Annotated in this window: 26 protein-coding genes; 14 read left to right on the forward strand and 12 right to left on the reverse strand. The window is 66.5% G+C overall.

What is annotated here, in order from left to right; genetic code table 11:
* Nucleotides 1–59 precede the first annotated feature (59 nt).
* Nucleotides 60–338 carry a hypothetical protein gene (locus BVG12_RS34335; protein WP_156895765.1) on the reverse strand — a complete coding sequence of 93 codons (279 nt, stop codon included), beginning with the start codon at nt 336–338 and terminating at the stop codon, nt 60–62.
* Between BVG12_RS34335 and BVG12_RS29255 the strand changes: the two genes are divergently transcribed.
* The 3 genes from BVG12_RS29255 to BVG12_RS29265 all read left to right on the forward strand — a co-directional run bounded on the left by BVG12_RS29255 (nt 329) and on the right by BVG12_RS29265 (nt 2,677).
* Nucleotides 329–877, forward strand: a complete 549-nt coding sequence (locus tag BVG12_RS29255) for a hypothetical protein (protein WP_075795467.1) — start codon at nt 329–331, stop codon at nt 875–877. The genes BVG12_RS34335 and BVG12_RS29255 overlap by 10 nt on opposite strands.
* Nucleotides 878–942: 65 nt before the next feature.
* Entirely contained in the window at nt 943–1,257 is a 315-nt protein-coding gene (locus tag BVG12_RS29260) for a BON domain-containing protein (protein ID WP_075795468.1), read from the forward strand.
* A 142-nt stretch (nt 1,258–1,399) separates the two neighbouring features.
* Complete coding sequence (locus BVG12_RS29265; RefSeq protein ID WP_083685511.1) at nt 1,400–2,677, forward strand: AI-2E family transporter; 1,278 nt, start codon at nt 1,400–1,402, stop codon at nt 2,675–2,677.
* Between the two features lie 48 nt (nt 2,678–2,725).
* Here BVG12_RS29265 and BVG12_RS29270 read toward each other — a convergent pair whose 3' ends face one another.
* Both BVG12_RS29270 and BVG12_RS29275 read right to left on the reverse strand, forming a co-directional pair.
* Nucleotides 2,726–3,646, reverse strand: coding sequence for a YihY/virulence factor BrkB family protein (locus BVG12_RS29270; protein WP_075795469.1), 921 nt, complete (start codon nt 3,644–3,646; stop codon nt 2,726–2,728).
* 96 nt (nt 3,647–3,742) lie between these two features.
* Nucleotides 3,743–4,792, reverse strand: a complete 1,050-nt coding sequence (locus BVG12_RS29275; RefSeq protein ID WP_075795470.1) for an OmpA family protein — start codon at nt 4,790–4,792, stop codon at nt 3,743–3,745.
* Between the two features lie 558 nt (nt 4,793–5,350).
* On the opposite strand from BVG12_RS29275, the gene BVG12_RS29280 reads away from it, so the two are divergent.
* The 5 genes from BVG12_RS29280 (at nt 5,351) to phbB (ending at nt 9,351) form a co-directional block, all read left to right on the forward strand.
* On the forward strand, nt 5,351–5,965 hold the full coding sequence (locus BVG12_RS29280; RefSeq protein WP_075795471.1) for a winged helix-turn-helix domain-containing protein: 615 nt from the start codon (nt 5,351–5,353) through the stop codon (nt 5,963–5,965).
* A gap of 170 nt (nt 5,966–6,135) precedes the next feature.
* Nucleotides 6,136–6,897 (forward strand): glutathione peroxidase, encoded by a 762-nt coding sequence (locus tag BVG12_RS29285; RefSeq protein WP_075795472.1) that lies wholly within the window; start codon nt 6,136–6,138, stop codon nt 6,895–6,897.
* Between the two features lie 21 nt (nt 6,898–6,918).
* Nucleotides 6,919–7,785: a M90 family metallopeptidase gene (locus tag BVG12_RS29290; protein WP_075795473.1), complete on the forward strand. Its 867-nt coding sequence runs from the start codon at nt 6,919–6,921 to the stop codon at nt 7,783–7,785.
* Between the two features lie 84 nt (nt 7,786–7,869).
* On the forward strand, nt 7,870–8,424 hold the full coding sequence (locus BVG12_RS29295; RefSeq protein WP_075795474.1) for a hypothetical protein: 555 nt from the start codon (nt 7,870–7,872) through the stop codon (nt 8,422–8,424).
* 180 nt (nt 8,425–8,604) lie between these two features.
* A complete protein-coding gene (phbB, locus tag BVG12_RS29300) occupies nt 8,605–9,351 on the forward strand; it encodes an acetoacetyl-CoA reductase (protein WP_075795475.1) in 747 nt (248 codons plus the stop codon).
* A 7-nt stretch (nt 9,352–9,358) separates the two neighbouring features.
* Here phbB and BVG12_RS29305 read toward each other — a convergent pair whose 3' ends face one another.
* The 8 genes from BVG12_RS29305 to BVG12_RS29340 all read right to left on the reverse strand — a co-directional run bounded on the left by BVG12_RS29305 (nt 9,359) and on the right by BVG12_RS29340 (nt 16,589).
* Nucleotides 9,359–9,715, reverse strand: coding sequence for a TraR/DksA family transcriptional regulator (locus BVG12_RS29305; RefSeq protein ID WP_075795476.1), 357 nt, complete (start codon nt 9,713–9,715; stop codon nt 9,359–9,361).
* Between the two features lie 150 nt (nt 9,716–9,865).
* Nucleotides 9,866–10,372 (reverse strand): hypothetical protein, encoded by a 507-nt coding sequence (locus BVG12_RS29310; protein WP_229503748.1) that lies wholly within the window; start codon nt 10,370–10,372, stop codon nt 9,866–9,868.
* A gap of 17 nt (nt 10,373–10,389) precedes the next feature.
* Nucleotides 10,390–11,241: a hypothetical protein gene (locus BVG12_RS29315; RefSeq protein ID WP_075795477.1), complete on the reverse strand. Its 852-nt coding sequence runs from the start codon at nt 11,239–11,241 to the stop codon at nt 10,390–10,392.
* Between the two features lie 85 nt (nt 11,242–11,326).
* On the reverse strand, nt 11,327–12,100 hold the full coding sequence (gene otnI, locus BVG12_RS29320) for a 2-oxo-tetronate isomerase (RefSeq protein ID WP_075795478.1): 774 nt from the start codon (nt 12,098–12,100) through the stop codon (nt 11,327–11,329).
* Between the two features lie 33 nt (nt 12,101–12,133).
* Nucleotides 12,134–13,399, reverse strand: a complete 1,266-nt coding sequence (locus BVG12_RS29325; RefSeq protein WP_075795479.1) for an MFS transporter — start codon at nt 13,397–13,399, stop codon at nt 12,134–12,136.
* 34 nt (nt 13,400–13,433) lie between these two features.
* The gene (locus tag BVG12_RS29330; protein WP_075795480.1) at nt 13,434–13,886 is read right to left on the reverse strand and encodes a MarR family winged helix-turn-helix transcriptional regulator; all 453 of its coding nucleotides are present in this window, start codon (nt 13,884–13,886) and stop codon (nt 13,434–13,436) included.
* Nucleotides 13,887–14,031: 145 nt separating this feature from the next.
* Nucleotides 14,032–15,453, reverse strand: a complete 1,422-nt coding sequence (locus BVG12_RS29335; protein ID WP_075795481.1) for a DEAD/DEAH box helicase — start codon at nt 15,451–15,453, stop codon at nt 14,032–14,034.
* A 356-nt stretch (nt 15,454–15,809) separates the two neighbouring features.
* Nucleotides 15,810–16,589, reverse strand: coding sequence for an inositol monophosphatase family protein (locus BVG12_RS29340; RefSeq protein ID WP_075796642.1), 780 nt, complete (start codon nt 16,587–16,589; stop codon nt 15,810–15,812).
* Nucleotides 16,590–16,756: 167 nt separating this feature from the next.
* Here BVG12_RS29340 and BVG12_RS29345 point away from each other — a divergent pair, with 167 nt between their 5' ends.
* The 6 genes from BVG12_RS29345 (at nt 16,757) to BVG12_RS29370 (ending at nt 22,193) form a co-directional block, all read left to right on the forward strand.
* Nucleotides 16,757–17,539, forward strand: coding sequence for an RNA methyltransferase (locus BVG12_RS29345; protein ID WP_075795482.1), 783 nt, complete (start codon nt 16,757–16,759; stop codon nt 17,537–17,539).
* Nucleotides 17,540–17,815: 276 nt separating this feature from the next.
* Complete coding sequence (locus BVG12_RS29350) at nt 17,816–18,337, forward strand: hypothetical protein (RefSeq protein ID WP_075795483.1); 522 nt, start codon at nt 17,816–17,818, stop codon at nt 18,335–18,337.
* Nucleotides 18,334–19,968 (forward strand): GMC family oxidoreductase, encoded by a 1,635-nt coding sequence (locus tag BVG12_RS29355; RefSeq protein ID WP_075795484.1) that lies wholly within the window; start codon nt 18,334–18,336, stop codon nt 19,966–19,968. The genes BVG12_RS29350 and BVG12_RS29355 overlap by 4 nt, the downstream gene beginning before the upstream one ends.
* A gap of 4 nt (nt 19,969–19,972) precedes the next feature.
* Nucleotides 19,973–20,914 carry a lipase family alpha/beta hydrolase gene (locus BVG12_RS29360; protein WP_075795485.1) on the forward strand — a complete coding sequence of 314 codons (942 nt, stop codon included), beginning with the start codon at nt 19,973–19,975 and terminating at the stop codon, nt 20,912–20,914.
* Nucleotides 20,915–20,964: 50 nt separating this feature from the next.
* Nucleotides 20,965–21,642 carry a TetR/AcrR family transcriptional regulator gene (locus BVG12_RS29365; RefSeq protein WP_075795486.1) on the forward strand — a complete coding sequence of 226 codons (678 nt, stop codon included), beginning with the start codon at nt 20,965–20,967 and terminating at the stop codon, nt 21,640–21,642.
* Nucleotides 21,639–22,193, forward strand: a complete 555-nt coding sequence (locus BVG12_RS29370) for an LOG family protein (RefSeq protein ID WP_075795487.1) — start codon at nt 21,639–21,641, stop codon at nt 22,191–22,193. Before BVG12_RS29365 ends, BVG12_RS29370 begins: the two co-directional genes overlap by 4 nt.
* 490 nt (nt 22,194–22,683) lie before the next feature.
* Here the strand turns inward: BVG12_RS29370 and BVG12_RS35715 are convergent, their stop codons facing one another.
* Nucleotides 22,684–23,796: a diguanylate cyclase gene (locus tag BVG12_RS35715; protein ID WP_075795488.1), complete on the reverse strand. Its 1,113-nt coding sequence runs from the start codon at nt 23,794–23,796 to the stop codon at nt 22,684–22,686.
* Nucleotides 23,797–23,802 lie beyond the last annotated feature (6 nt).

Raw genomic sequence — 23,802 nt, forward strand, 5'->3', positions numbered from 1 at the left:
GCAAAAAATGTAGGACCAGATTACGCAGTCATGTGTAACGGGTCTGTGCGATGACGCACTCACCCTTCAGCCATAAACCGATGCTTTTTCATCATCTCTTTGCCTGTGTTCGTCAGCGAACAGAAAGCGCCGTTACGGCAGAGTAAAACGTTACCAGGGAACCTCGAACAACCGTCGCGAGCGGCAGCAATGCCGTTCGGGAAGCGCAACTGCACGAGCATAGCGGGCATCGCAGGACTCGCCGTCCGCGACGACAGTGCAACGCGCTGCAGGTCTTTCGACGTTTCCGCAAGAAGGTTGAAAAACGTGGCAGACAAGGAGAAGAAAAATGCGCACATCACACGTCATCCTGTTGTTGGGCGCGGCCCTGTTGTGGGCCGCCGGACATGTCCGCGCGGCGACGCCGGAAGCCAAGCTGGCTTACCAGCAGGCGCGCGACGCGGCGGCGGCCGAGTACAAGACGGCGCATGCCCGCTGCGAAGCCATCACGGGTAATCCAAAGGACGTCTGCATCCTCGAAGCGAAGGCGGCGCGCGTGCGTGCCGACGAGGAGGCGCGCGCGAAATACGAAGACACGTTGAAGGCCTATACGCAGGCACGTATGCGCATCGCCGGCGCCAACTACGACCTCGACAAGGCGCGCTGCGCCGGGCTGACGGGCAACGACAAGGACGTGTGCCTGGAACAGGCCAAGGCCCGTCTCGTCGCCGCGCAGGCGGATGCGAAGGCCGACCAGAAAACCATCGAAGCGCGCAACGCGGCGCGCGAGGACAAGCAATCCGCCGCGTATCGCGTCGCACGGGAGAAATGCGATGCCTTCGCGGGCGCCGCGAAGGATCAATGCGTCTCGGCCGCGAAGGCCGAGTTCGGCAAATAAGCGGATAACACCGCACCCCGCTCATGAAGAGCACAACCAGTACCACCACTAACGAGGAGTTCACCATGAACGTCACCAAACGCATCGCCACCGCCATCTTCACCGCCGCCGTCGCCTTCACCGTCGTCGGCTGCTCGTCGAGCCCGACCAAGGAAAGCACCGGCGAGTACATCGACGACGCCGCCATCACGGCGAAGGTCAAGGCTGCGATCTTCAACGAGCCGACCCTGAAGTCGACCGAGATCAATGTCGAGACCTACAAGGGCGACGTGCAGCTGTCGGGCTTCGTGGCCCAGCCGCAAGATGCGCAGAAGGCTGCCGATGTGGCCCGTGGCGTGAAAGGTGTGGCGTCGGTCAAGAACGACATCCGCGTAAAATAAAGCCGGCGGGGGTCCGGGCACTGTCCTGACGGCATAAGCGCCGACCCCAATGGTTGTTCGATCGCCGCCCCATGCGGCATCCGCCCGCCACGACACGGCCCGGCGGATGCCCGCGGCCGGCTGTTTTTTTCAGGCAGGTATCATGCAGCTCGCCCCATCCGGCCCCGCGACGTCCGAGGCATCCGAACCCATCCTTCCGGTTGCCGCGCCGGCCGTGGACATCGACCAGGCGGCGCGCGAGGCCGGCCTCGCCGATCCTGCCGGGGCGCCCACGGGCGAAGAGCTCGGCGCGGCCCACGGCGAACTGCGTCTTCCCGTTCACGTCAATGCGCGCGGCCTCACGCTGGGCGTGATCGCGACCGTCGCCTTCATCTTCGGCCTGCAGTGGGCCAAGAATTTCTTCGTGCCGCTCTTGCTCGGCATCTTCATCGCCTACACCCTGAGCCCCGTCGTGCGCTGGCTGGAACGCTGGCACATCAAGCGCGCCATCGGCGCGACCGTCGTTACGGCCCTGATGCTCGTCGGCATGGCGCTGACGGCGCAGCGGGTGCAGGGCGAGTTCCTCAACATCGTCGACGAACTGCCGACCTTGACCCACAAGGTCACGAAAATCCTCACGGACGGTTCGGACGGGCCGTCGACCATCCAGCAGATGCAGGCCGCCGCGGCCGAGATCGAGCAGGCCGCCGCCAACGCGGGCAGTGCGAAACGGACGGCAGCGCCGCGCCGCGCACCGGTGCCCGCCGCCGCGCAGACCCCCGGCGGCAGCAATTTCCGCGTCATGGACTGGCTGCTGGCCGGTTCCGTCGGGCTCGCCAGTTTCATCTCGCAGGCCACGATGGTCGTGTTCCTCGTGTTCTTTTTGCTGCTCGCCGGCGACACGTTCAAGCGCAAGCTCGTCAAGCTGACCGGGCCGTCGCTGACGCAAAAGAAAGTGACCGTGCACATCCTCGAGGACATCAACACGTCCATCCAGAACTATATGTTCATGCTGCTCGTCACGAACGTGCTGCTGGCGCTGCTGATGTGGGTCGCGCTGCGCCTCATCGGTCTGGAAAACGCGGGCGCCTGGGCGATCTTCGCGGGCGTCGCGCACATCATGCCGTACTTCGGTCCGCTGCTCATCACGTCGGCCACGGGCCTCGTCGCCTTCCTGCAGTTCGAATCGCTGCGCATGGTGATCCTCGTGGCGGGCGCGTCGCTGGCGATCGCGACCCTGGTCGGCATGGTCGTCACCACCTGGATGACGGGCAAGATCGCGAAGATGAACCCGGCCGCCGTCTTCGTCAGCCTGCTGTTCTGGGGCTTTTTGTGGGGCATGTGGGGCTTGCTGCTCGGCGTGCCCGTCGTCGTCGTGATCAAGGTCGTGGCCGAGCGCGTGGAAGGCATGGAAGTCATCGCCGAACTGCTCGGCGAATAGCGGCGCCGTCCCGCGGGCCATCCCGCTCGGGCGCGGCGCCGTAATCGTTCAGTGTACGGGCGACGGGCGCGCGCCAGGCGCGGGGGCACCGGGCACCTCCTTGTCCTTCAGGCTGCCCATCTGCAAGGCGTACTGGCGGGCGAATTCCGCGCCCAGGAAAAAGATCTGCGCCGAGTAATACACCCACAGCAACAGCGCGATCAGCGAGCCGGCCGCGCCGAAGCTGCTTGTCGTGCCGCTGTTGCCGATGTAAAGGCCGATCGCGAATTTGCCCAGCGTGAACAGGATCGCGGTGCCGAGGGCGCCGATGGTCACGTCATGCCACGACAGCTTCACGCGCGGCAGCAGCTTGTAGATCGCGCCGAACATCACGGCGATGACGAGAAAGCTGAATGCCCAGGCCACCCAGCCGAGTATGATCGTTGCCGAATGCCACATGCCGCCCAGGTATTTTTCCAGCACGGACAGCGCGGCCGACACGACCAGCGTGAACATCAGCAGCAGGCCCAGCGTGAGGATCAGGCCGAACGACAGCAGGCGGGTACGCACGGTATCCCACCAGGTGGCGTCTTTCGGCGGCGGCACGTCCCAGATTTCGTCGAGGCTGTCCTTGAGTTCCGCAAACGCGCTCGTTGCGCCGACGAGCAGCAGGCCGGTGGCGATGATCGTCGCCAGCTTGCCGCTTTCCTTGTTGCGGGCACCGGCCAGGATCGCCTGGATGGTTTCCGCCCCCTGTTTGCCGACGAGGCCGCGCAGCTCGTCCAGCAGCTGGCCCTGAGCGGCATCGGTGCCGTAGAAGAAGCCGGCGATCGCGATCACGAGCACGAGAATGGGCGCCAGCGAAAACAGCGTGTAGAAGGCGAGTGCGGCGCCCTTGCTCGACGCCCGGTGGCCCAGCCATTCGGTCACGGCGCAGCGCATGACGTGGACGACCTGGCGGGAGAAGGGGATCCAATTGTGTACTGCCATCGTGTCACCTCCAAAAAGACGAACGCGCCCGTGAAGGCGCGTCCAAGGGCCTTTACGCCCGATACCGGTACGGGGCGTGCGCCCCGCATCGTCGCATTACTGCACGCGGCGCTCGATGGTGATCGGCTCCACTTCCACGCGGCGGTTCGGTGCCAGGCACGCGATCAGCTCCTTGCGCTTCTTCTGATGGCAGTCGGTCACGACCGGGTTCTTCTCACCCTTGCCGTAGGCCTTCAGGCGGCTGCCGTCGACGCCCTTGCTGATCAGGTAATCACGCACGGCGTTGGCGCGGCGCTCCGACAGCTTCTGGTTGTACTTGGCCGAACCCAGGCGGTCGGTGTAGCCGGTGATTTCCACGTTCGTGATCGACGGATCGGCCTGCAGGGCGGCGGCGATGTCGTCCAGCTTAGGCTGCGGCATCGACAAGGTGGCCTTGTCGAAGCCGAACAGTTCGCTGGCCGACAGGGTCACCTTCTCGAACCGTGCCGGCGGCGGCGGCGGAGCGGCCGGTGCCGGTGCCGGGGCCTCGACGACCGGGGCCGGAGCAGGTGCCGGTGCCGGGGCAGGTGCCGGGCGCGGCGGCGGATTGAAGGCGTAGTTCAGGCTGACGGTCGCGTACTTGGTGTTGGCACGCGAGAAGCCGAACTTGTCGTTGTCGCGCAGGTGGGCGCGCACGTCGCGCAGGTCGGCTTGCAGGGACCATTGCTCGTTCATGCTGACCTGGAAGCCGAGGCCGGCCTGGTAGTACGGCGACCAGCCGGACGCGTTACGGATCGGATTGCTCTCGTGGTCGCGCTCGCCGCCCACGCCGACCAGCAGATACGGACGGAAGGTCTTACGCGACAGCATCAGCAGGGCGTCGACACCGACCAGGGTCTGGCGGTAGTTGTAACCGTTGTTGCCATCGACGCGGGCCTGGGTGGCGCCAAACTGGATGTCCCACAGCGGATGCACGGCCTTACCGAACTTCAACCCGCCGCCCCAGTCCTTTTTCGAGACCAGGAAATCATGATCGGGCTTGATGCCGACGACCGTCGGGGCGATATACCACGACGGATTGATGACCTCGGTGGTGTCTTGAGCCAGGGCCGATCCGGCGGCGCACAGGATGGCGGCGGCCAGAGCGATCTTCTTCGTATTATTCACAGGTTAACTCCCATAAGTTGTAAAGGTACTTGACATCGCATGTCTTGCAGTGATGTTGATGTCAAGCTTACAAGTCGGCCGTTTTTCGGGTCAGTGCGTTAGCGCACCTAACGGCCGGTTGTTGTGGCGATTTTACAACGTAGCCATTTATGCCATGATTGCGGTTTGTTTCAGAATGTTACCAACTGCGGGGTAATTGCCACGTACTGCGCGCAACGTCGCCCTTCGTGCAGGTCATTTCATCTCATTACAAGTCCGTCATGTCGCACGGCGAGGTCCCGGCCCGATCGATACCGCTTCGATGTCGCGCTGCGCCCCCGGTTCCCGTTGAGTTCCAGTGATTTGGCGCTCATCAATACAGGACTGGGTTTCTCTTGCTTCGGGGATAAAAATAACTTTCAGAAATTTTTAGAAATGTTGGATGGCGCACAGACCGGGCGTGATGAGGCAGGCAATCTTGTATCCAGTTAAGCGGAACCGGCGTGTTGTCAGATGGTCATACACGAATGCGGCGGTCCGGGCCATACAGAACAAGTCCTTTTCACGGAGTAGACCAATATGCATGCAGCGACTCACCACAATGCGGTACAAGGCGATCTCAACGCGGTGCACACTTCCAGCAACTCTGCACTGATCGAACGCGTCCCACCGCAGCCGACCGAGCGCGCACCGATTTCGCTCGCGCCGATCGAGCGGGTGCGGTCCACGTCGGCCACGCAGCGCCGTATCGAAAACATGCAGAAGCTGATTGGCGAACTGCAAACCCACGAGATGCTGGCCGATGAAATCGCCTGGTTCCTCAAATTCTCGCCGTCGGGCGCCCGCAAATACATCCGCGACCTGCGCGAAGCCGGCGTGATCGAACTGGCCCGCTACATCGAAGGCACCGCCACCTACCTGGGCAAGGCCGTGTACCGCATTTCGCCGGATCCGGATCGCGTCAAGGCCTTCCTGGGCGCCATCTGCCAGCCCAAGCGCGAAGGCGCGGCCCCGCGCAAGGAGCGTCCGGGCCTGCGCGAACAGAGCATGGCCGGCACCGGCCGCCACTTCCACATCCTCGCCGACGACACGCATTACGCGATCCGCGTCAACCGCAGCCCGGTGACCCGCGATCCCCTCGTCGCCGCACTGTTCGGCCCGCCGCCGAGCCAAGTCGCCAAAGAGCGCGCCTGAGCGCGCTGGCGTTGACCGGCGACCGCATGCAGCGGTCGCCGTCAGCTGCGCCACCCCGCCGCGAGGCCGGGTGGCGCTGTTTTTTTTCCAGGTTTCCAATTGAAAAGGCGACAAGCGCGCTCATATGCCGGATGCGGCACCCCGACCGCTTACCCGATCAAGGAGAATCCATGCTGCCGAGTGCCGAATCCCTGGAAGGAAAACCGGTTCCGCAAGTCACGTTCAAGGCGCGCCCGAACGACCAGTGGCGCGACGTGACGACCGATGAGCTGTTCAAGGGCAAGACAGTCGTCGTGTTCGCGTTGCCGGGCGCGTTCACGCCCACCTGTTCCTCGGCACACCTGCCGCGCTATAACGAACTGGCGCCGGCGTTCCGCGAGAACGGCGTCGACGACATCGTCTGCATCGCCGTCAACGACGCCTTCGTCATGCAGTCCTGGCAGGCCGGCCAGGAGGCGGGCAATATCACGATGATCCCCGACGGTAACGGCGATTTCACGGAAGGCATGGGCCTGCTCGTCGACAAGCGCGACCTCGGTTTCGGCAAGCGCTCCTGGCGCTACTCGATGCTCGTCAAGGACGGCATCATCGCCAAGGTCTTCATCGAGCCGGAGAAGGAGGGCGATCCGTTCGAAGTCTCGGACGCCGACACCATGTTGCGCTACATCAATCCGGAGGCGACGCCGCGCGAACCCGTCGTGATGTTCTCCAAGCCGGGCTGCCCGTTTTGCGCGCGCGCCAAGGCCGTGCTCAAGGCGAACGGCGTCGTCTTCACGGACATTCCGCAGAGTGCGACAATCACGACCAGCGTGCTGCGCGCCGTTTCCGGCGCCACCACGTGGCCGCAAGTGTTCATTGGCGGCAAGCTGATCGGCGATGCCGAGGCGGTCGCCGCATATTTTGCGCAGCCGGCCCCGGCCGAAGCCAAATAACACCGGCATCGGGAGATCGCGATGGAAGCCGCTTTCGTCTGCGCCGCGCTGGCGCTCGCTGTGCTGCTGGCCTGGTTCGTGCCGCGCTGGCGCCTGCGGCGCGTGCTGGCGCGTCCGCTGACCCGTGCACAACTCGCCATCATCGAACGCAATGTCGCGCAATACCGCGGCATGTCCGGCGATCTGCGCGCGCAATTGCAGCGTCTGGTCAAGCAGTTCCTGCACCAGAAGACATTCGTCGGCTGCGCCGGGCTCGAGGTGACGGAAGAGATGCGCGTGACGATCGCCGCCCAGGCCTGCCTGCTCCTGCTGAACCGGCCCAGCCGGGTGTATCCCGGCCTGCATGCCGTGCTGGTGTATCCCGGCGCCTTCCTCGTGCCGCGCCGCGAGCAGGATGCGGCCGGCGTGGTCACGGAAACGCGCCAGGACCTGCTGGGCGAATCGTGGGGCGACGGCCGCGTCGTACTGTCCTGGGAACACGTGCGGCGCGCGGGGCTGGCGGCCGAGGGCACGCATAACGTCGTGCTGCACGAATTCGCGCACCAGCTCGACAGCGAATCCGGCAGCAACAACGGCGCGCCCTTCCTCGGCAGTCCGGAGCGCTACCGCAGCTGGTCGGAAACGCTGTCGCGCGATTTCGCGCTGCTGCGGCGCGATGCGTACTGGGGCCAGCGCGACGTGCTCGATCCGTACGGCGCCACGAACCCGGCCGAGTTCTTTGCCGTGGCCACGGAAAGCTTCTTCGAGCAGCCGCACGAGCTGGCGGCGCGCCACCCCGAACTGTATGCGGAGTTCGAAGCGTATTACCGCGTGGATCCGCGCGCCTGGTTCCCCGCGCCCGTCGCGGAACCGGAATCCTACGGCGCGGTCTACGGACAGTGGCGCTAGCGGCTCCACTGCGTGCGCTCGCGTACAGAGCTTGAACCCAGCGGGGGGCATCATGGCCACTACTTTCGTCGCAGGAGGTCATCCATGTCCACGATCATTGCAGGGCACTTCCAGCTGCAGGATGACGTCGAGCGGGCGCGCCGTGCCCTGGTCGACGCCGGGTTTTCGAGCGAACGCATCAGCGGTTTCTACCTGAGCCAGCCGGGCCAGCACGACCTGACGCCGATCGGCGGCGACAACATTCACTCGCCGGGCGCGAAGGAGTCGCCGACGGGCGTTGCCGAAGGCGCGGGCGCCGGTGCGGCCGTAGGCATCATCGCGGGCGCCGCGACGGCACCCGTCACCGGACCACTGGGTCCCGTGGTCGGCGGCCTGCTCGGTGCCCACGTCGGCTCGCTGTTCAGTTTTTCCAAAATGAAAGACGCGGGGGACCGCGAAGAAGGCGGCCGCGTCCCGGTCGAAAACCGTCCGGCCGGCATGCTCGTTGCCGTCGCCTTCGACGATCCGGGTCTGGAGCAGCGCGCCGTCGGCCTGCTGCGCGACCTGGGCGCCCACCACATCGAACGGGCCAAGGGCAATATCGTGGACGGCGACTGGGCCGACTTCGATCCGGCCTCCGTGCCCGACATCATCCACTGACGCCACCCACGGCGGTCGCATGACCTGATCCGCGGGGTCATCGTTTACCTACGCGCGTTTGGCCGGCCCGGCCTTATGCGCGTTTGCGTTTCATCAAGAACGGCTTTGTCCGGCGCCCTAGACTCGGTGCTTCGTGCTGCGCACCCGGCGCGGCAGGTTTGATGACAGGACGATGAAACCATGCACGATAACAAAGTAGCCTTGGTGACTGGAGGAATGGGTGGGCTCGGCACGGCGATCTGCCGGCGCCTGCAGGCGGAGGGGTTCCGCGTGGCGGCAACCTATTCGCCCGGCAATGCCACGCCTGACGCGTGGCTGGCCGCCCAGAGGGACGAAGGATACCGGTTCACGACGTATCGCGTCGACGTGACCGATTACGCCGACTGCGAATGGATGATGCAGAAACTGCTGGCCGAAATGGGCCGGCTGGATGTGCTCGTGAACAATGCCGGCATCACGCGCGACCGCAGCCTGCGCAAGATGACGCTCGACGATTGGCAGGCCGTCCTGCGTGCCGATCTCGACAGCGTGTTCAACATGAGCAAGCAAGCGGTCGAACCGATGATGGCGCAGCGCTGGGGGCGCATCATCAATATCTCGTCCGTCAATGGCCAGCAAGGCGCTTTCGGCCAAGCCAATTACGCAGCGGCCAAGGCCGGCATGCACGGCTTCACGAAGGCGTTGGCGCTGGAAATGGCGCGCCACGGCATCACCGTGAACACGGTGTCGCCCGGCTATCTGCGCACGAAGATGGTCGAGGCCGTGCCCAGTGAAGTGATGAACGGCAAAATCCTGCCGCAAATCCCCATGGGCCGCCTGGGTGAGCCGGACGAGATTGCCGGCCTGGTCGCCTACCTGGTCTCGGAAGACGCCGGTTTCATGACGGGTTCCAACATCGCCATCAACGGCGGACAACACATGTATTGAGCGGTGGCTAGCGCCGTTCGGCCCGCGTCTGGCAATCGATGCACAGGCGGGCCTCCGGCCGGGCCAGCAGGCGCGACGCGCCGATCGGCTGGCCGCATTCCTCGCAGAATCCGTAGGTACCGTCTTCGATTCTTGCCAGGGCCTGGCGCAGCTGGCGCATCTCGGCCGAATGGTGGCCGGCCGCTTCACGCGACAAGTCGTTCAGCAGGCGTACGGTGGCACGGTCCAGCGGCGACGTCTCGACCTCGTCCACAGGCAACTCGCCGGCGTCCTGGTGCGGTTCCTCGACCTGGGACAAGGCCTCGAGGCGCCGTTCGATCATGGTCTTGAGCAGTGCCAGCTGCTCGGGCGTAAGGGGTTCCATGGTCACGCCAGGACAGGGAAGGCGTGACGGAAGGCGCCGGACTCGACGTGCGGATTGACGTTCATGGATGTCCCCTTCGTTCGTGTCATCGGATGCCGCGCGGCGGCAATCCAGTGTAGCGCGGAACGACGGTGATGCCTACCGCCGCATTCAGGCCGAGGCGGCGGGCGCGGCGGGCGCGTTGTCGATGGCGATGACGTCGAGCTGGGTCTTGAGACCCTCGACGGCGGCGAGGATGGGCATAACCTGCCCCGTGCTGGCGGCTGCAGCCAGCCCCAGCAGGCGCGCGACGAGCGTGATGCCGTCGCCGATGCGCGTGATGCGCCGGATCTTGTCGGCGGCGTCTACCGTCAACTGGATCAGGTGCTGCTGCGGCTGGCCCAGCGACGACACGATGCAGGCCGCCGCCTCCGTATACAGCCAGTTGGCGCGCTGGCGCAACTCCATCTCCGCGTTCAGCAGGGCGCGCGCGGCCGCCTGTTCCGATTCCGGCACGTCCTGGCCCTGGCGGCGGATGTCGCGCATCACGCGCGCGTGGATGCCGTCCGCGCAGTCGGTCAGTTTGTCGGCCAGTTCCTCGACCTGGCGCGCCGTCGACAGCGCCTCGGCAGGGCCGGACGGGGCCGGCGTCGGTTTGGGATTCGTCTCGTTTGCCATGGTCTCTCCTCGTGCGCTCAATCGGACAGGGCATCGCGCAGGTTGGTCAGGTCGCGCGCGTAGGCGGCCAGCATCTTGCGGACTTCGTCGCTGTGCAGGTTATTGATGTTTTCGCGCAGTTTCTGGTGGCCCAGGGCGACCTTGGTCAAACCTTGCAAGGCCAAGTCATAGCGTTTGTCGACCATCTTGTATTCCGTCGACTTGTTCAGGTAATGAACCTTGGCCAGGGTCACGAGCATGCGGTCCGATGTCTTGGTGGAAAAGGGAATTTCGACGTCGAAGATGCCGAGCACGGTCTTCTTTTCGTTGTCGTTCGTCTTGGCGTACAGCCGGGTCAGCGCGATCATCGCTTCCAGCAGGACCTGCACGTCGGCGTCGCCGTCGCGCACCATCGTCTCGACGCTGCGGTTCTGGTAGCCGGATGCGATCACCCGCGTCAGCAGCCGCGCGAGGCCTGTATAGGCCGCGACCTGCCGTTGCTGCAAGCCCGATTCCGCATTCGCCTTGAGGCCGCTGCCGAGGTCGTCGATGCGGTCGGAGAGGTCATAACGGGTGTCGCCCGCCAGCACGCTGAGCGTCTGCATGTACAGCACGACGGTCTTCTGGATGCTGAGGAAGTCGCCGTAAACGGCACGCCGGCGCGCATCGTTTTCCTTCGCGATGCGGTCGGCGGCGGGCGACAGATAGGGTTGTTCGCGCTCGTACGTGTCGCGGTAGCGGCGCGACAGCTCGCCGTAGCCGCCCAGGCGGGCCGAGGCGTCGGCGAATTGCCGCACCTCGGCCAGGCTCACCTGGCCGGTACTGGCACAGCCGCCCAGCAATAGGCCGGCGGCAAGAACGAAAAGGGAAAGGCAGCGTCGCAAGTCCATGGGTCCTTTCTGGACGGCAAAAGGCCGGCCGGAAAAGTCCCCATTCTTTCAAACCTGGCGGTGTTTGTTATTGCCAATGCTCAATTCAGAGCCGGTCGCGCCAGCCCAGGCCCGCAACGGTGTCGCCTTGCGGGATGTATTCGCAGCCGACCCAGCCGTCGTAACCCAGTTCGTCCAATGTGCGGAACAGGAAGGGGAAATTGATCTCGCCGGTGCCCGGCTCGTGGCGGCCGGGCACATCGGCCAGTTGGATGTGGCGGATCAGCGGCAGGCGTTCGCGCAAGGTGTGGGCGAGGTCGCCTTCCATGCGCTGCATGTGGTAGATGTCGTATTGCAGGAACAGATTCGGCACGGCCGCTTCCGCGATGATGGCGGCAGCTTGCGCGCTGCGGGTCAGGAAATAACCGGGGATGTCGCGGTCGTTGATCGGTTCGATCAGCAGGGCGATGCCATGCGGGGCCAGCGCGGCGGCGGCGAAGCGGAGGTTGTCGACGAAGGTCGCGTGCGCGCGTTCGGCCGCGACGTTCGGCGGCAGCTTGCCGGCCAGGCAGTGCAGGCGCTTCACGCCCAGGTCGAGCGCGTATTCCAGCGCGAGCTCGACGGTGTCCTGGAATTCGCCGACGCGGCGCGGATCGCAGGCCAGGCCCCGTTCGCCGGCCGCCCAGTCGCCGGCCGGAAAATTATGCAGCGCCAGCTCCAACTGGTAGCGCTGCAGGCGGCCGGCGATCTGCTCGGCGTCGAAGGCATACGGGAACAGGAATTCGACGCCGTCGAAGCCGGCCGCGCGGGCGGCGCCGAAACGTTCCAGGAAGCCGAGCTCGTTGAACATCAGGCTCAGGTTGGCGGCGAAGCGAGGCATGTGAAGTCCTTGGCGATGGGATAACCCGCTATGCTAAACCATCGTGCGGATGGGTGCATCGCGCAACGCGCGCATCGGCGTGAACACCCACGCCAGCAGCGCGGCACCCGCGAGACACAGGCCGGCGCCGCCGAACAGCGTCGTCAACGTCACGCGGCTGGCGATCCATCCGGCCAGCGCGGCCGCGAGGGGCGCCAGGCCCATGAAGATGAACATGAACAGGCTCATCGTGCGGCCCAGCAGTTCGCGCGGCACGCGTTGCTGGATCCACGTGAACACGGCGACCTGCACGACGCCGCCCAGCACGCCGATCACGATGTTGATCAGCATGCTCTGCCAACTGGCGGTGATCATGCCCAGCGGCACGAGCAGCACGCCGGCGATGCCATCGATCAGCAACAATGTCATGCCGAGATTGCCGGCGCGCCGCTTCCCGGCGATCCCGCTCACGGCCATGCCCAGCAGCGCGCCGGCGCCATGCGCACCCATCAGGAGACCCAGCGCGGACGCGCCGTGCAGGCGGCTGCTGGCCAGCAGCGGCAGCGCGACCTGCATCACACCGCCGACCACGCACGCACACAAGCCCCAATAGATGAAGCAGGTGCGCAGCAAGGTGTCGCGCCACACGGCCGCGAGACCGTCCGCGACGGCCCGCAGCACCGGTTGCGGCGCCGGCGGCGTGAACGGGCGCGGCTGGACGTTCGCGAGCGTCCACGCGGACACGGCGAAGCTGACGCAGTCGACGCCGAACGCGAGCGCCAGGCCGCGCATGTGCTGTGGACCGTCGCTGCCGTCGCCGGCGAGCGCGAACAGCAGGCCGGCCAGCAGCGGTCCGGCCAGCATCGTGATCTGGCGCAGCCCCATCATCATGCCGTTCGCGGCTTGCAGGTGTTGCGGCGCGACGGCATGGGGCAGCATCGACGTACCGGCCGGGATGCTGAACGCCGACGCGAGCGACAAGCCCAGTGCCAGCGCGAGCACGACCGGCAGGCGCGCGTGGCCGCTGTAGACGAGGATGGCGAGCACGGCCAGCAGCACGGTGTTGACGTGCTTGGTGAGCATCAGGACCCGCTTGGGCGAGTGGCGGTCGACGAGCGCGCCGCCGAACAGGATCAGGATGGCGCGCGGGATGCCCATCAACGCGACGGCCAGGCCCAGCGCGACGGCGTCGCCCGTCAGCTTGAGCACGAGCCAGGGCAGGGCGATCTGGGTGAACTGGTCGCCGAGGGCGGAGATGGCGCCGCCGCTCATCAGCCAGGTGAAATTGCGGTCGCGCAGCAGTTGGGATCGTTCGTTCATGCCGTCTCCAGGTCGTCGTGCGGACGTGCGCCGATCAGCGGCCGATGCCCGCGATCTGCGCGAGCAGGTCCGACGTCGCCTGCAGCTGCGCGCGCGCCGGGCCGCCCAGCATGGCGCGGCTGACGTTGTCGACGACGGTCGTCGCGTTGGTCACGAGTTCGCTGCCCGTCGGCGTGATCAGCGCGTAGCCGACGCGGGCGTCGCGCGGGTCGCTCTGGCGCGTGACGAGGCCGATCTTTTCCAGCGGCAGCAGCGAGCGCGTCACGCCGGACGCGGTCAGCCCCAGCTTGTCGGCCAGGTCGACGCGGCGCAGGCGTCCGCCCGGCGCGCGCTGCAGGTGCAGCAGCAACTGGTAGTCGGCGAAGCTGATGCCGTGATGGCCGCCCAGGGCGCTGTCGAGCCGGCGCACGAGCGTCGCCCAGGCGCGCGACAGGCGCAGGCAGAATTCGGTGGTGAGGGTATCGGGGGTATCGTCGGTCGAGGTCATGGCGTCTCCGGGTAGTGGACCGTTACTTGATCTGTCAAGTATGGAAATATTTTTAACGGTCCGCAAGTACTTGAGTATGCAAATACCTCGGATGGCCACAAAAAAGCCGGGACGGATCCCGGCTTGGCGTCATGCAGACTGCGGATCAGCGATCGCCGCCGGAGCGGGCCGCTGCCGGACGCGGACCGCGCCCTTGGCCGCGACCGCCGCCGTTGCCACCGTTGCGGTTGCCCGGCTGGGCCGCGCGTGCGCCGCCGCCGTTGCCGCCGCCGTTACCTCCGGTGCGCTGGCCCGCGCCTTGCGCGCGCGGCGCGGCCGCGGCATTGCCGGCGCCGCGGTTGCCGCCCGGACGGCCGCGGCCCGGATGGCCCGGCGCGCCACTGCGCAGCTGGATCGGTTGCGGCTTCGCCGTCGGATCCGGCTCGAAGCCCGGGATCACGTGGCGGGGCAGCGTCTGCTTGATCAGCTTTTCGATGTCCTTGAGCATCTGGTGCTCGTCCACGCAGACCAGCGACACGGCCTCGCCCGTGGCGCCGGCGCGGCCCGTGCGGCCGATGCGGTGGACATAGTCTTCCGGCACGTTCGGCAGGTCGTAGTTGACCACGTGCGGCAGCTGGTCGATGTCGATACCGCGCGCCGCGATGTCGGTGGCGACGAGCGCCGTCAGGCTGCCGTCCTTGAACTCGGCCAGCGCCTTCGTGCGCGCCGACTGGCTCTTGTTGCCGTGGATCGCCATCGCGCCGATGCCGTCCTTGCCGAGCTGCTCGACGAGTTTATTGGCGCCGTGCTTCGTGCGGGTGAACACGAGCACCTGTTTCCAGCCATGCGTCTTGATCAGGTGCGCCAGCATCGGGTGCTTCTTGTCGCGGTCGACCGGGTGGATCTTCTGGGCGATGACTTCGACGGTCGAGTTGCGCGGCGCCACTTCGATCATGGCCGGGTTGTCCAGCAGGCGGTCGGCCAGGCCTTTGATCTCGTCCGAGAACGTGGCCGAGAACAGCAGGTTCTGGCGCTTCGGCGGCAGCACGGCCAGCACTTTGCGGATGTCGTGGATGAAGCCCATGTCCAGCATGCGGTCGGCTTCGTCCAGGATCAGGATCTCGATCTTGTCGAGCTTGATGGTGCCCTGGGACACGTGGTCGAGCAGGCGGCCCGGCGTGGCGACGAGGATGTCGACGCCGCCCGCGAGCAGCTTGATCTGCGGGTGGATGCCGACGCCGCCGAAGATCACGGCCGAGTTCAGGTTCGTGTACTTGGCATAGGTGCGCACGTTTTCCTCGACCTGGGCCGCGAGTTCGCGGGTGGGGGCGAGCACGAGGGCACGGATCGAACGCTTCGAGGTTTTGTTGGTCAATGCGGCGCCCACCTTGTCGGTCGACAAGCGGTGCAGCACGGGCAGCGTGAAGCCGGCGGTCTTGCCGGTGCCGGTCTGGGCGCCCGCGAGCAGGTCACCGCCTTTCATCACGGCAGGGATCGCCTTTGCCTGGATCGGGGTCGGGACGGTATAGCCCGCTTCAGTGACGGCGCGCACGATGGCGTCGGACAGACCGAGAGTATTGAATGACATAGTTTTCTGGTAGGGATCGGCCCGTCGTTCTTGTTTTCATGGAACGCCAGTCCAGCCGATCGGATTACACAACAGGGCGGCCGGTACTGGTGCCGGATCGCCGAGACGTGAACGCAAAACGTGAACGGTCACGCGACATTATAATTAAAAATGTTTCGCTATGGAAATTTTAGCGCGGCCTGTGTCGTTTATGACAGAGCCGGTGGAAGCGGGGGCGGGGCACCTCGTGGGCGCCGGAAGCGTTCTTGACAGGCCGATAACGCCACCTGTGGCGGGAAAGCCGCGCGGCCAGCAAGGCCCGCGGCATTCCCCGGACTTACACGATGCGTATTTTACGCGAAACGGCGGGTGGCCGCTCAGGCGAACGGTTTCAGCAGGGAGACCATGCCGGCGAAGACCTTGGGGCCGGCGGCGATGATGTCACCCTTGTTCAGGTATTCGGACTCGCCGTTGAACTCGCCGACGATGCCGCCCGCCTCGGTCACGAGCAGCGAACCGGCGGCGATGTCCCAGATCTTGAGGTTCTTTTCGAAGTAACCGTCGACGCGGCCGGCGGCCACGTTGGCCAGTTCCAGCGCGGCCGAACCGCTCGAGCGCAGGCCGTGGCAGCGCGGCGCCACGACTTCGTACATGCGCAGGTATTCGGCGAGGTCGCGCGGCTCGGCGCCGTGGCCGGAGCCGATCAGCGCCTTGTTGATACGGTCCGGGTTGCGCACGCGGATGCGCTTGTCGTTCAGGTAGGCGCCGGCGCCCTTGGTGGCGGTGAACAGGTCGTTGCGGACCGGGTCATAGATGACGGCCTGCGTGATCACGCCGCGCTGTTGCAGCGCGATGGAGATGCAGTAGTTGGGGTAGCCGTGCAGGAAGTTGGTGGTGCCGTCGATCGGATCGATGATCCAGACGAATTCGCTCTCGTCGTTCAGGTTCGCGGTGGCGCCCGATTCTTCGCCCAGGATGGCGTGGTCGGGGTAGGCTTTCAGCAAGGTTTCGACGATCGCCTGTTCCGAAGCCTGGTCGACGTCGGTGACGAAGTTGTTGTGGCTCTTTTCGCTGACGGTGATGCGGTCGAGGTCGAAGGATGCGCGGTTGATGACGGTCGCGGCGCGGCGGGCGGCCTTGATGGCCGTATTGAGCATGGGGTGCATAAGCTATCCGTAAAAAATGCTGACGCCCACCGCGCGCGGGCGCCGTGAACGATCTGAACGAGAAATAATTAAAGAGCAAAGCGGTGCCGAAGCCGTTAAAATCGCGAGCTTCTTGCCCGCATTTCAACGCCCGTCACCGCGCGATGGCGTTATTTTAAATGAACCCTACCGAAACTGTCTCTTCTCTTTTCAAACGTCTACGCTTCGTCCTGGTGGAGACCAGCCGCGCCGGCAACGTCGGCTCGGTGGCGCGCGCCCTGAAAACGATGGGATTTTCCGACCTCGTGCTCGTCGCCCCCCGCTGCAACGACCCGCTGTACGACCCGGAAGCGGTGGCCTTCGCCAGCGGCGCCATCGACGTGCTGCAGGGCGCGCGCATCGTCGATTCGATCGGCGAGGCGCTCGACGGCTGCAATTTCGCGGCCGCCGTGTCGGCCCGGCTGCGCGAGTTTTCGCCGCCCGTGTGGGCGCCGCGGGAATTTTCCGCGCACGCGGCCGGCACCGCAGACCTGCGCCCGGCGCTGATCCTCGGCAACGAGCGCTTCGGCCTGCCGAACCAGATCGTCGAGCAGTGCAATGTGCTGATCAACATCCCGGCCAATCCGGACTATTCGTCGCTGAACCTGTCCCAGGCCGCGCAGGTGCTCGCGTACGAGTGCCGCCTGGCGGCGCAGGGCGAGAACCGCACGCAGGAAGGCATCGGCTTCCACGGCGAGGCCGCGAGCGTGGCGCAGATCGAGGGCATGTATGCGCACCTGGAAGAGGCGCTGGTGGCGATCGGCTTCCTGAACGCCACCAACCCGAAAAAGCTGATGCCGCGCCTGAAACGCCTGTTCGCGCGCGCGCAGCTGGAGACGGAAGAGGTCAACATCCTGCGCGGCATTGCGCGCCAGATGCTGAAAACCGCTCCCGCCAACGACGCGGACGCCGGCCACGACTAAAAATTCGGGGTCAGAGCCCTTTTTGAGTCAAGTTCCTTGTGGCATGCCGGTCTTCGATATTCCCGCTGCCGCGGTCGAGTGAACGCCATGCGTGGACAGGAAGCGCGTTCGGGCATCGCGACGGCGCTTGGCGGCGATCTGTCGAAACATTGTCCGAAAAAGTGCTCTGACCCCGGTTTTGGGAAATTTTCCGGCTAGACGGCTTGCTCTAGTCCCGGTTGGTCGCCTGACCTGTTCTTTCGCTTACACTTTGAAAAACACATACAAAGGGTGAGCATGGAGACAACCCGCAGAACCTTCCTGAAGGCCGGCCTGCTGTCGGCCGCGCTGCTGGCCGCGGGCGGCGGCTGGTATCGAACCACGCATCCGGCACCGCCGCGCGGTTTCGTGCTCGACGGCGAGGCGCGCGCCGCGCTCGATGCCATCGTCCCCGCAATCCTGGCCGGTGCCTTGCCGGATGCGCCACAGGACAGGACGCGCGCCATCGCGGCGAGCACCGACCGCGTTCACCAGACCATCCTCGGCCTGCCGCTCGCCGCCCAGCAGGAAGTGCAGGACCTGTTCGGCCTGCTCGCGCTGGCCCCGGCGCGGCGCCTGCTGACCGGTATTCCGCACGGCTGGGCCGATGCGACGGAGGTTGAGGTCGGCGCGTTCCTGCAGGACTGGCGCGTGCATCGCCTCGCGCTGCTGCGCACGGCGTACGCGGCGCTGCACGACCTCGTGCTCGGCGGCTGGTACAGCGATCCGGCGCACTGGGACGCGATCGGCTATCCTGGTCCGCTCAAGGAGCTGGCATGAGCAACGAATCCGTGATTCCCGATCCGATCCGGGCCGGCCTCGCGCGCGGCTGGAAGGTGATCGACGGCGCGCGCGAACAAACAAGCCGCGACCTGTCCGCCGACGTGGTCGTCGTCGGCAGCGGTGCCGGCGGCGGTGTGACGGCGGAGATTCTTGCGCTGTCCGGCCTGTCCGTCATCGTCGTGGAGGAAGGCGCATTGAAATCCTCGCACGATTTCAAGATGCGCGAAGCCGACGCCTACCCCACGCTGTACCAGGAATCGGCCGCGCGCAAGACGCGCGACAAAGGCATCAACATCCTGCAAGGCCGCACGGTGGGCGGCTCGACGACGGTGAATTGGACGTCGAGCTTCCGCACGCCGCCGCCGACGCTCGCGTTCTGGCAGCGGCAGTTCGGCCTCGCGACGTACGGCGAAGCGGCGCTGGCGCCGTGGTTCGCGCTGATGGAGGCCCGCCTGCACGTGGCCGACTGGCCGGGCGCGCCGAACGAAAACAACGATCTGCTGCGGCGCGGCGCCGCCAGGCTCGGCATCCCGACGGGCCTCATCCGCCGCAACGTCAACGGCTGCTGGAATCTCGGCTATTGCGGCATGGGCTGTCCGACGAATGCGAAGCAGTCGATGCTCGTGACGACGATTCCGTCCGCGCTGGACCACGGCGCGACGCTCGTCACGCGCGCCCGCGCCGAACGCCTGCTGCTCAAGGGCGACCAGGTCGACGGCCTCGCCTGCACGCTGCTCGATGCGGGCGGCCTGCACCCGACGGGACACACCTTGCGCGTGCGCGCCCGCCACTACGTGCTGGCCGGCGGCGCCATCAACACGCCGGCGCTGCTGCTGCGCTCGAAGGCGCCGGACCCAAGCCGGCAACTGGGCAAGCGCACGTTCCTGCATCCGACGCTCGTGTCGGCCGCGCTGTTCCCGCAGCGCGTGGACGGCTATGCCGGCGCGCCGCAGACCGTCTATTCGGACCACTTCCTGCACACGCAGGCGATCGACGGCCCGCTCGGCTTCAAGCTGGAAGCGCCGCCGCTGCACCCCGTGCTGCTGGCCACGACCATGCAGGGCTTCGGCCGCGAGCACGCGGAGATGATGCGCCACTTCCCCCATTTGCAGGGCATGCTGGCGCTGCTGCGCGACGGCTTTCACCCCGAGTCGCAGGGCGGCACGGTGGGCCTGCAGGCGGACGGCGCCGCCGTGCTGGACTACCCGCTGAACGACCCGGTCTGGGACGGCGCCCGGCGCGCGCTGCTGACGATGGCCGAGATCCAGTTCGCGGCCGGCGCCAGCGGCGTGCAGGTGGCGCACGAACGGGCGCCACGCTACGCCAGCTGGGACGAGGCGAAGGCGGGCATCGCCGCGCTGCCGTTCGAGCGGCACCTGACGCGCGTCGTGTCGGCCCACGTGATGGGCGGCTGCGCGATGGCGGGCGCGAACCACGCCGGCGTGACGGACCCGGACGGCCGCTACCGGGGCCTCGCGAACGTCTCGGTGCACGACGGCTCGCTGTTCCCGACGTCGATCGGCGCCAATCCGCAGCTGTCGATCTACGGCATCACGGCGCGCCTGGCCAGCGACCTCGCGCAAGCGCTCACGGGACGGCCCGCCGCGCGGCCGCAGGCGCAGGCTTGACGCCATGAAGCCGGCCAGTGCCCGCACCCTGCTGCGCCTCGTGCTGCTCGTGCAGGTGGCCGCGGCGCTGCTGATCGCGTGGGCGCTGGCGCGCCGCGGCTTGCCGGCCTGGGGCGCCCTTGCGGCCGGCGTCGGCATGGTGGCGCTGGTCCGCCTCGTCATCAACATGAACAATTTTGTGATGGCGGCGCGGGCGGCGAGCGACACGCCGCCTGAATACCGCATCGGACCGGCGGCACGACTGCGCATGCTGGCCGAGGAATTCCGGGCCAGCATGCTGGTGACCTCCTGGCACGTGCCGCGCGGCTGCGCGCGCATGACGATTCATCGGGGCAGTCCGCGCGTGCCCGTGCTGCTCGTGCACGGCTACGGCTGCAACAGCGGCTACTGGGCGCATCTGGAACCGCTGCTGGACCGCGAGGGCATCAGCCACGCGAGCATCGACCTGGAACCTGTCGCCGGCAGCATCGACGATTACGCCCCGCTGATCGAGGCGCGCGTGCGCGAGCTGTGCGCCGCGACGGGCGCCGCGCGCATCGCCATCGTCGCGCACAGCATGGGGGGCCTCGCCGCGCGCGCGTGGATGCGCTCGTACGGGACGCCGGCCCACGGCGTGGCGCGCATAGCCAAGCTGATCACGCTCGGCACGCCGCACCACGGCACGGCGCTGGCTCGTTTCGGCCCTGGCGCGAACGCGGCCCAGATGCGCCGGGACAGCGCCTGGCTGCGCGCGCTGGCCGCTGCCGAAACGCAGGATAGCCGCGCGCGCATCGTCTCCATTTACACGCACCACGACAACATCGTCGCCCCGCAGGATTCGAGCGTGCTGCCGGGCGCGCGCAACATCGCGTTCGGCGGCGTGGGGCATGTGGCGCTGGGCAGCAACCCCCGCGTGCTGGCCGAGGTGTTGCACATACTGCGCGAACTGCAGCCGGCGATGGCCTGAGGGTCCGGTCGATGATATCCTTGCAGGTGAGTCCACCCATATTTGTTTCCATGCAACAGAAAGCCCCGCGCCGAACCCGCGAACGCATCCTCGAGCTGTCGCTGCGGCTGTTCAACGAATTCGGCGAGCCGAACATCACTACGACCGTGATCGCCGACGAGATGAACATCTCGCCGGGGAACCTCTATTACCACTTCCGCAACAAGGACGACATCGTGAATTCGATCTTCGTCCAGTTCGAAGCGGAGATCGAGCGCATGCTGACCGTCCCCGCCGGCCGCCGCTCGAACATGGAAGACGTGTGGCTGTACCTGCACCTCATGTTCGAATTGATCTGGAAGTACCGGTTCTTCTATCGCGACCTGAACGACCTCCTGTCGCGCAACCGCAAGCTGGAACTGCACTTCAAGGCGATCCTCGCCCACAAGATCAAGGTCGCGCGCCAGCTGTGCGAAGGCTTGCGCAGCGAAGGGTCGCTGGAAGCGGGCGACGCCCAGATCGGCGCGATGGCGACCAATATGGTCGTCGTCGCCACGTACTGGCTGTCGTACGAATACGTGCGCAACCCGCGCAAGTACAGCGAGCAGCAGGCCATCGCCGACGCGCTGGCGCGCGGCTGCTACCAGGTGCTGTCGATGCTGGGGCCTTATCTGCGCGGCGAGACGCTCGCGCTGTTCCAGCGCCTGTCCGACGATTTCCTCGCCAAACTGCCGCCGGAAGCGCCATGAAATCCATCGCTGTCTATTGCGGCGCCTCGCTGGGCGCCGATCCTGTCTACGCCGACGCCGCGCGCGGCCTGGCCCGCGCCCTCGTCGAGCACAACATCGGCCTCGTCTACGGCGGCGGCAAGGTGGGCCTGATGGGCGTGATCGCCGACGAAGTGCTGCGTCTCGGCGGCGACGCGACGGGCGTGATCCCCAAGCATCTCGTCGAGCGCGAAGTGGGCCACGCCGGCCTCACGCGGCTGTTCGTGGTGAAGGACATGCATGAGCGCAAAGCGATGATGTCCGACCTGGCCGAAGGCTTCATCGCCATGCCGGGCGGGATGGGCACCCTGGAAGAACTGTTCGAGATGGTCACGTGGGCCCAGTTGGGCATCCACGCCAAGCCGATCGGCCTCCTCAACGTGAACGGCTTCTACGACGGTCTGGCGTCGTTCATCGACCATCTCGTCGGCACCGGCTTCGTACGCCCGGCGCACGCGGAACTGATGATCCGCGACGCCGACCCGGACGCGCTGATCCGCCGCCTGCGCGCGCAAGCGCCGGCGGCCGCCTGACTCAGGGCAGCGGCTTCGATCCTTCGGCGCGCACGATTCAGGTGCCGTCGTGCGGAAAGCCCGGGGCAGGTCCGCTTGGCGCGCCATCCCAGCCGCCCGCCATCATCGCCACGGCCGCGAGCAGCGCGCCGTCGCCGGGCAGGTAGACGGGCAAGCCGGTATTCGGGTTGTGCCCGGCGCGCCTGCGTCTCCAGGCCGATGCCGCGCGCGCGGTAGTCGTCGCCGAAGGTCGGCAGGCCCGTCACGTCGGCCGTGAAGCAGAAGCGGCCATTGCCGACGCTGAGCGGCGTCCACGGATCGGGCGCCGTCAGGCGAGGGGCATGGCGCGACGAGGGCCTCGCGGTCGATGCGGCCGGCCGCGCGGGAAGGTAGGGCCGCCGCCAGCATCGGCACGGCGGCGGCGGCGACGGCGGGCGGCATCCGGGCTCCTTGTCGTATGCCGGCCGACGATACCCGCGGCCGGCCTCCCGGTACCGCTCCCGCGATCAGGTTATTGAGCAATTGCGTCCGCGACGGGCCAGGTCGCGCATTCCACGCGATCGCGTCCCGCCGCCTTGGCCCGGTACAGGGCCTTGTCGGCGCGGTTGATGGTGTCGCTGAAGGGCTCGTGGCCCTGGCGCGCGGCGATACCGGCGGAAAAGCTCACGCGCGAGGCCAGGTCGACGCCGGGCACGGCGAGGCCGGCCATGCCGGCGCGGAGGGATTCGATGCGCCCGTGGGCATCAATCAGCGTCGTGGCGGGCAGCAGCACGAGGAATTCCTCGCCGCCCCAGCGCGCCAGCACGTCGCCGTCGCGCAGGCTTGCCCTGAGCTTGTGGGCGACCGCGCGCAGCACGGCGTCGCCGGCCGCGTGGCCGTGGCGGTCGTTGATCTGCTTGAAGAAGTCGATGTCGATCAGGGCGATGCACGCCGGTCCCCGCTCGTCCTCCAGCACCTCGTTCATGTGACGGCGATTCGACACGGACGTCAGTTCGTCCGTGGTGGCGAGCGTGCGGATCGTGACGAGCGCCGCTTCCACGATCTCGCGCCTTTCTTTCAGGCGGGCGCGCAGCTTGTTCATTTCGCCGGTCAGGAACGTCACCGTGAGCGAGCAGCCGGCCATGATGACGAACGTGACGGCTTCCACGTTGGGCGGGTAATGCAGCGGGTCTTGCATCTGGTGCCACCACATCGTGACGCCCATGCCGAGCAGGCCGCACAGCGCGAGCAGCAGGGTCTGGCGCGGACGCAGGGCGAAGGTGCAGAACACGACGACGACCATCAACCCCATCAGGGTGGCGCCGCGCAGCGGTCCGGTGATGGAATATGCCCACATGTTGCAGGTGATGCCGAACAGTCCTTGCAGGCCGGCGAGCGTGTGCGGTCGCAGGCCGAGGCGGGCGTTCGCGCGCACCAGCACGTAGAACGTCGATGCGCCGGATGCGGCATACAGCCCGAGACCGAGCACGCCGGCGTATGGCACCATGCCGATGGTCGATTCCACGGCCAGCAGGGCCACGAACAATGCGTACAGGGTTGCGGTCGCGGCCCAGTAGGTGAGCATGCGGCGCAGTTTCGGATCGGTGCCGACGGCAAGGGTGACGAAACGCGCGCGCAAGTCCATGTAACT

The sequence above is a fragment of the Massilia putida genome (genome assembly GCF_001941825.1).
Classification (GTDB): domain Bacteria; phylum Pseudomonadota; class Gammaproteobacteria; order Burkholderiales; family Burkholderiaceae_D; genus Telluria; species Telluria putida.

Excerpts from the sequence above, each read along its gene's own strand:
- BVG12_RS29255 (WP_075795467.1), top strand. The coding sequence starts at position 329 with ATGCGCACATCACACGTCATCCTGTTGTTGGGCGCGGCCCTGTTGTGG.
- BVG12_RS34335 (WP_156895765.1), bottom strand. The coding sequence starts at position 338 with ATGTGCGCATTTTTCTTCTCCTTGTCTGCCACGTTTTTCAACCTTCTT.
- BVG12_RS29260 (WP_075795468.1), top strand. The coding sequence starts at position 943 with ATGAACGTCACCAAACGCATCGCCACCGCCATCTTCACCGCCGCCGTC.
- BVG12_RS29265 (WP_083685511.1), top strand. The coding sequence starts at position 1,400 with ATGCAGCTCGCCCCATCCGGCCCCGCGACGTCCGAGGCATCCGAACCC.
- BVG12_RS29270 (WP_075795469.1), bottom strand. The coding sequence starts at position 3,646 with ATGGCAGTACACAATTGGATCCCCTTCTCCCGCCAGGTCGTCCACGTC.
- BVG12_RS29280 (WP_075795471.1), top strand. The coding sequence starts at position 5,351 with ATGCATGCAGCGACTCACCACAATGCGGTACAAGGCGATCTCAACGCG.
- BVG12_RS29285 (WP_075795472.1), top strand. The coding sequence starts at position 6,136 with ATGCTGCCGAGTGCCGAATCCCTGGAAGGAAAACCGGTTCCGCAAGTC.
- BVG12_RS29290 (WP_075795473.1), top strand. The coding sequence starts at position 6,919 with ATGGAAGCCGCTTTCGTCTGCGCCGCGCTGGCGCTCGCTGTGCTGCTG.
- BVG12_RS29295 (WP_075795474.1), top strand. The coding sequence starts at position 7,870 with ATGTCCACGATCATTGCAGGGCACTTCCAGCTGCAGGATGACGTCGAG.
- phbB (WP_075795475.1), top strand. The coding sequence starts at position 8,605 with ATGCACGATAACAAAGTAGCCTTGGTGACTGGAGGAATGGGTGGGCTC.
- BVG12_RS29305 (WP_075795476.1), bottom strand. The coding sequence starts at position 9,715 with ATGGAACCCCTTACGCCCGAGCAGCTGGCACTGCTCAAGACCATGATC.
- BVG12_RS29310 (WP_229503748.1), bottom strand. The coding sequence starts at position 10,372 with ATGGCAAACGAGACGAATCCCAAACCGACGCCGGCCCCGTCCGGCCCT.
- BVG12_RS29315 (WP_075795477.1), bottom strand. The coding sequence starts at position 11,241 with ATGGACTTGCGACGCTGCCTTTCCCTTTTCGTTCTTGCCGCCGGCCTA.
- otnI (WP_075795478.1), bottom strand. The coding sequence starts at position 12,100 with ATGCCTCGCTTCGCCGCCAACCTGAGCCTGATGTTCAACGAGCTCGGC.
- BVG12_RS29325 (WP_075795479.1), bottom strand. The coding sequence starts at position 13,399 with ATGAACGAACGATCCCAACTGCTGCGCGACCGCAATTTCACCTGGCTG.
- BVG12_RS29330 (WP_075795480.1), bottom strand. The coding sequence starts at position 13,886 with ATGACCTCGACCGACGATACCCCCGATACCCTCACCACCGAATTCTGC.
- BVG12_RS29335 (WP_075795481.1), bottom strand. The coding sequence starts at position 15,453 with ATGTCATTCAATACTCTCGGTCTGTCCGACGCCATCGTGCGCGCCGTC.
- BVG12_RS29340 (WP_075796642.1), bottom strand. The coding sequence starts at position 16,589 with ATGCTCAATACGGCCATCAAGGCCGCCCGCCGCGCCGCGACCGTCATC.
- BVG12_RS29345 (WP_075795482.1), top strand. The coding sequence starts at position 16,757 with ATGAACCCTACCGAAACTGTCTCTTCTCTTTTCAAACGTCTACGCTTC.
- BVG12_RS29350 (WP_075795483.1), top strand. The coding sequence starts at position 17,816 with ATGGAGACAACCCGCAGAACCTTCCTGAAGGCCGGCCTGCTGTCGGCC.
- BVG12_RS29355 (WP_075795484.1), top strand. The coding sequence starts at position 18,334 with ATGAGCAACGAATCCGTGATTCCCGATCCGATCCGGGCCGGCCTCGCG.
- BVG12_RS29360 (WP_075795485.1), top strand. The coding sequence starts at position 19,973 with ATGAAGCCGGCCAGTGCCCGCACCCTGCTGCGCCTCGTGCTGCTCGTG.
- BVG12_RS29365 (WP_075795486.1), top strand. The coding sequence starts at position 20,965 with ATGCAACAGAAAGCCCCGCGCCGAACCCGCGAACGCATCCTCGAGCTG.
- BVG12_RS29370 (WP_075795487.1), top strand. The coding sequence starts at position 21,639 with ATGAAATCCATCGCTGTCTATTGCGGCGCCTCGCTGGGCGCCGATCCT.
- BVG12_RS35715 (WP_075795488.1), bottom strand. The coding sequence starts at position 23,796 with ATGGACTTGCGCGCGCGTTTCGTCACCCTTGCCGTCGGCACCGATCCG.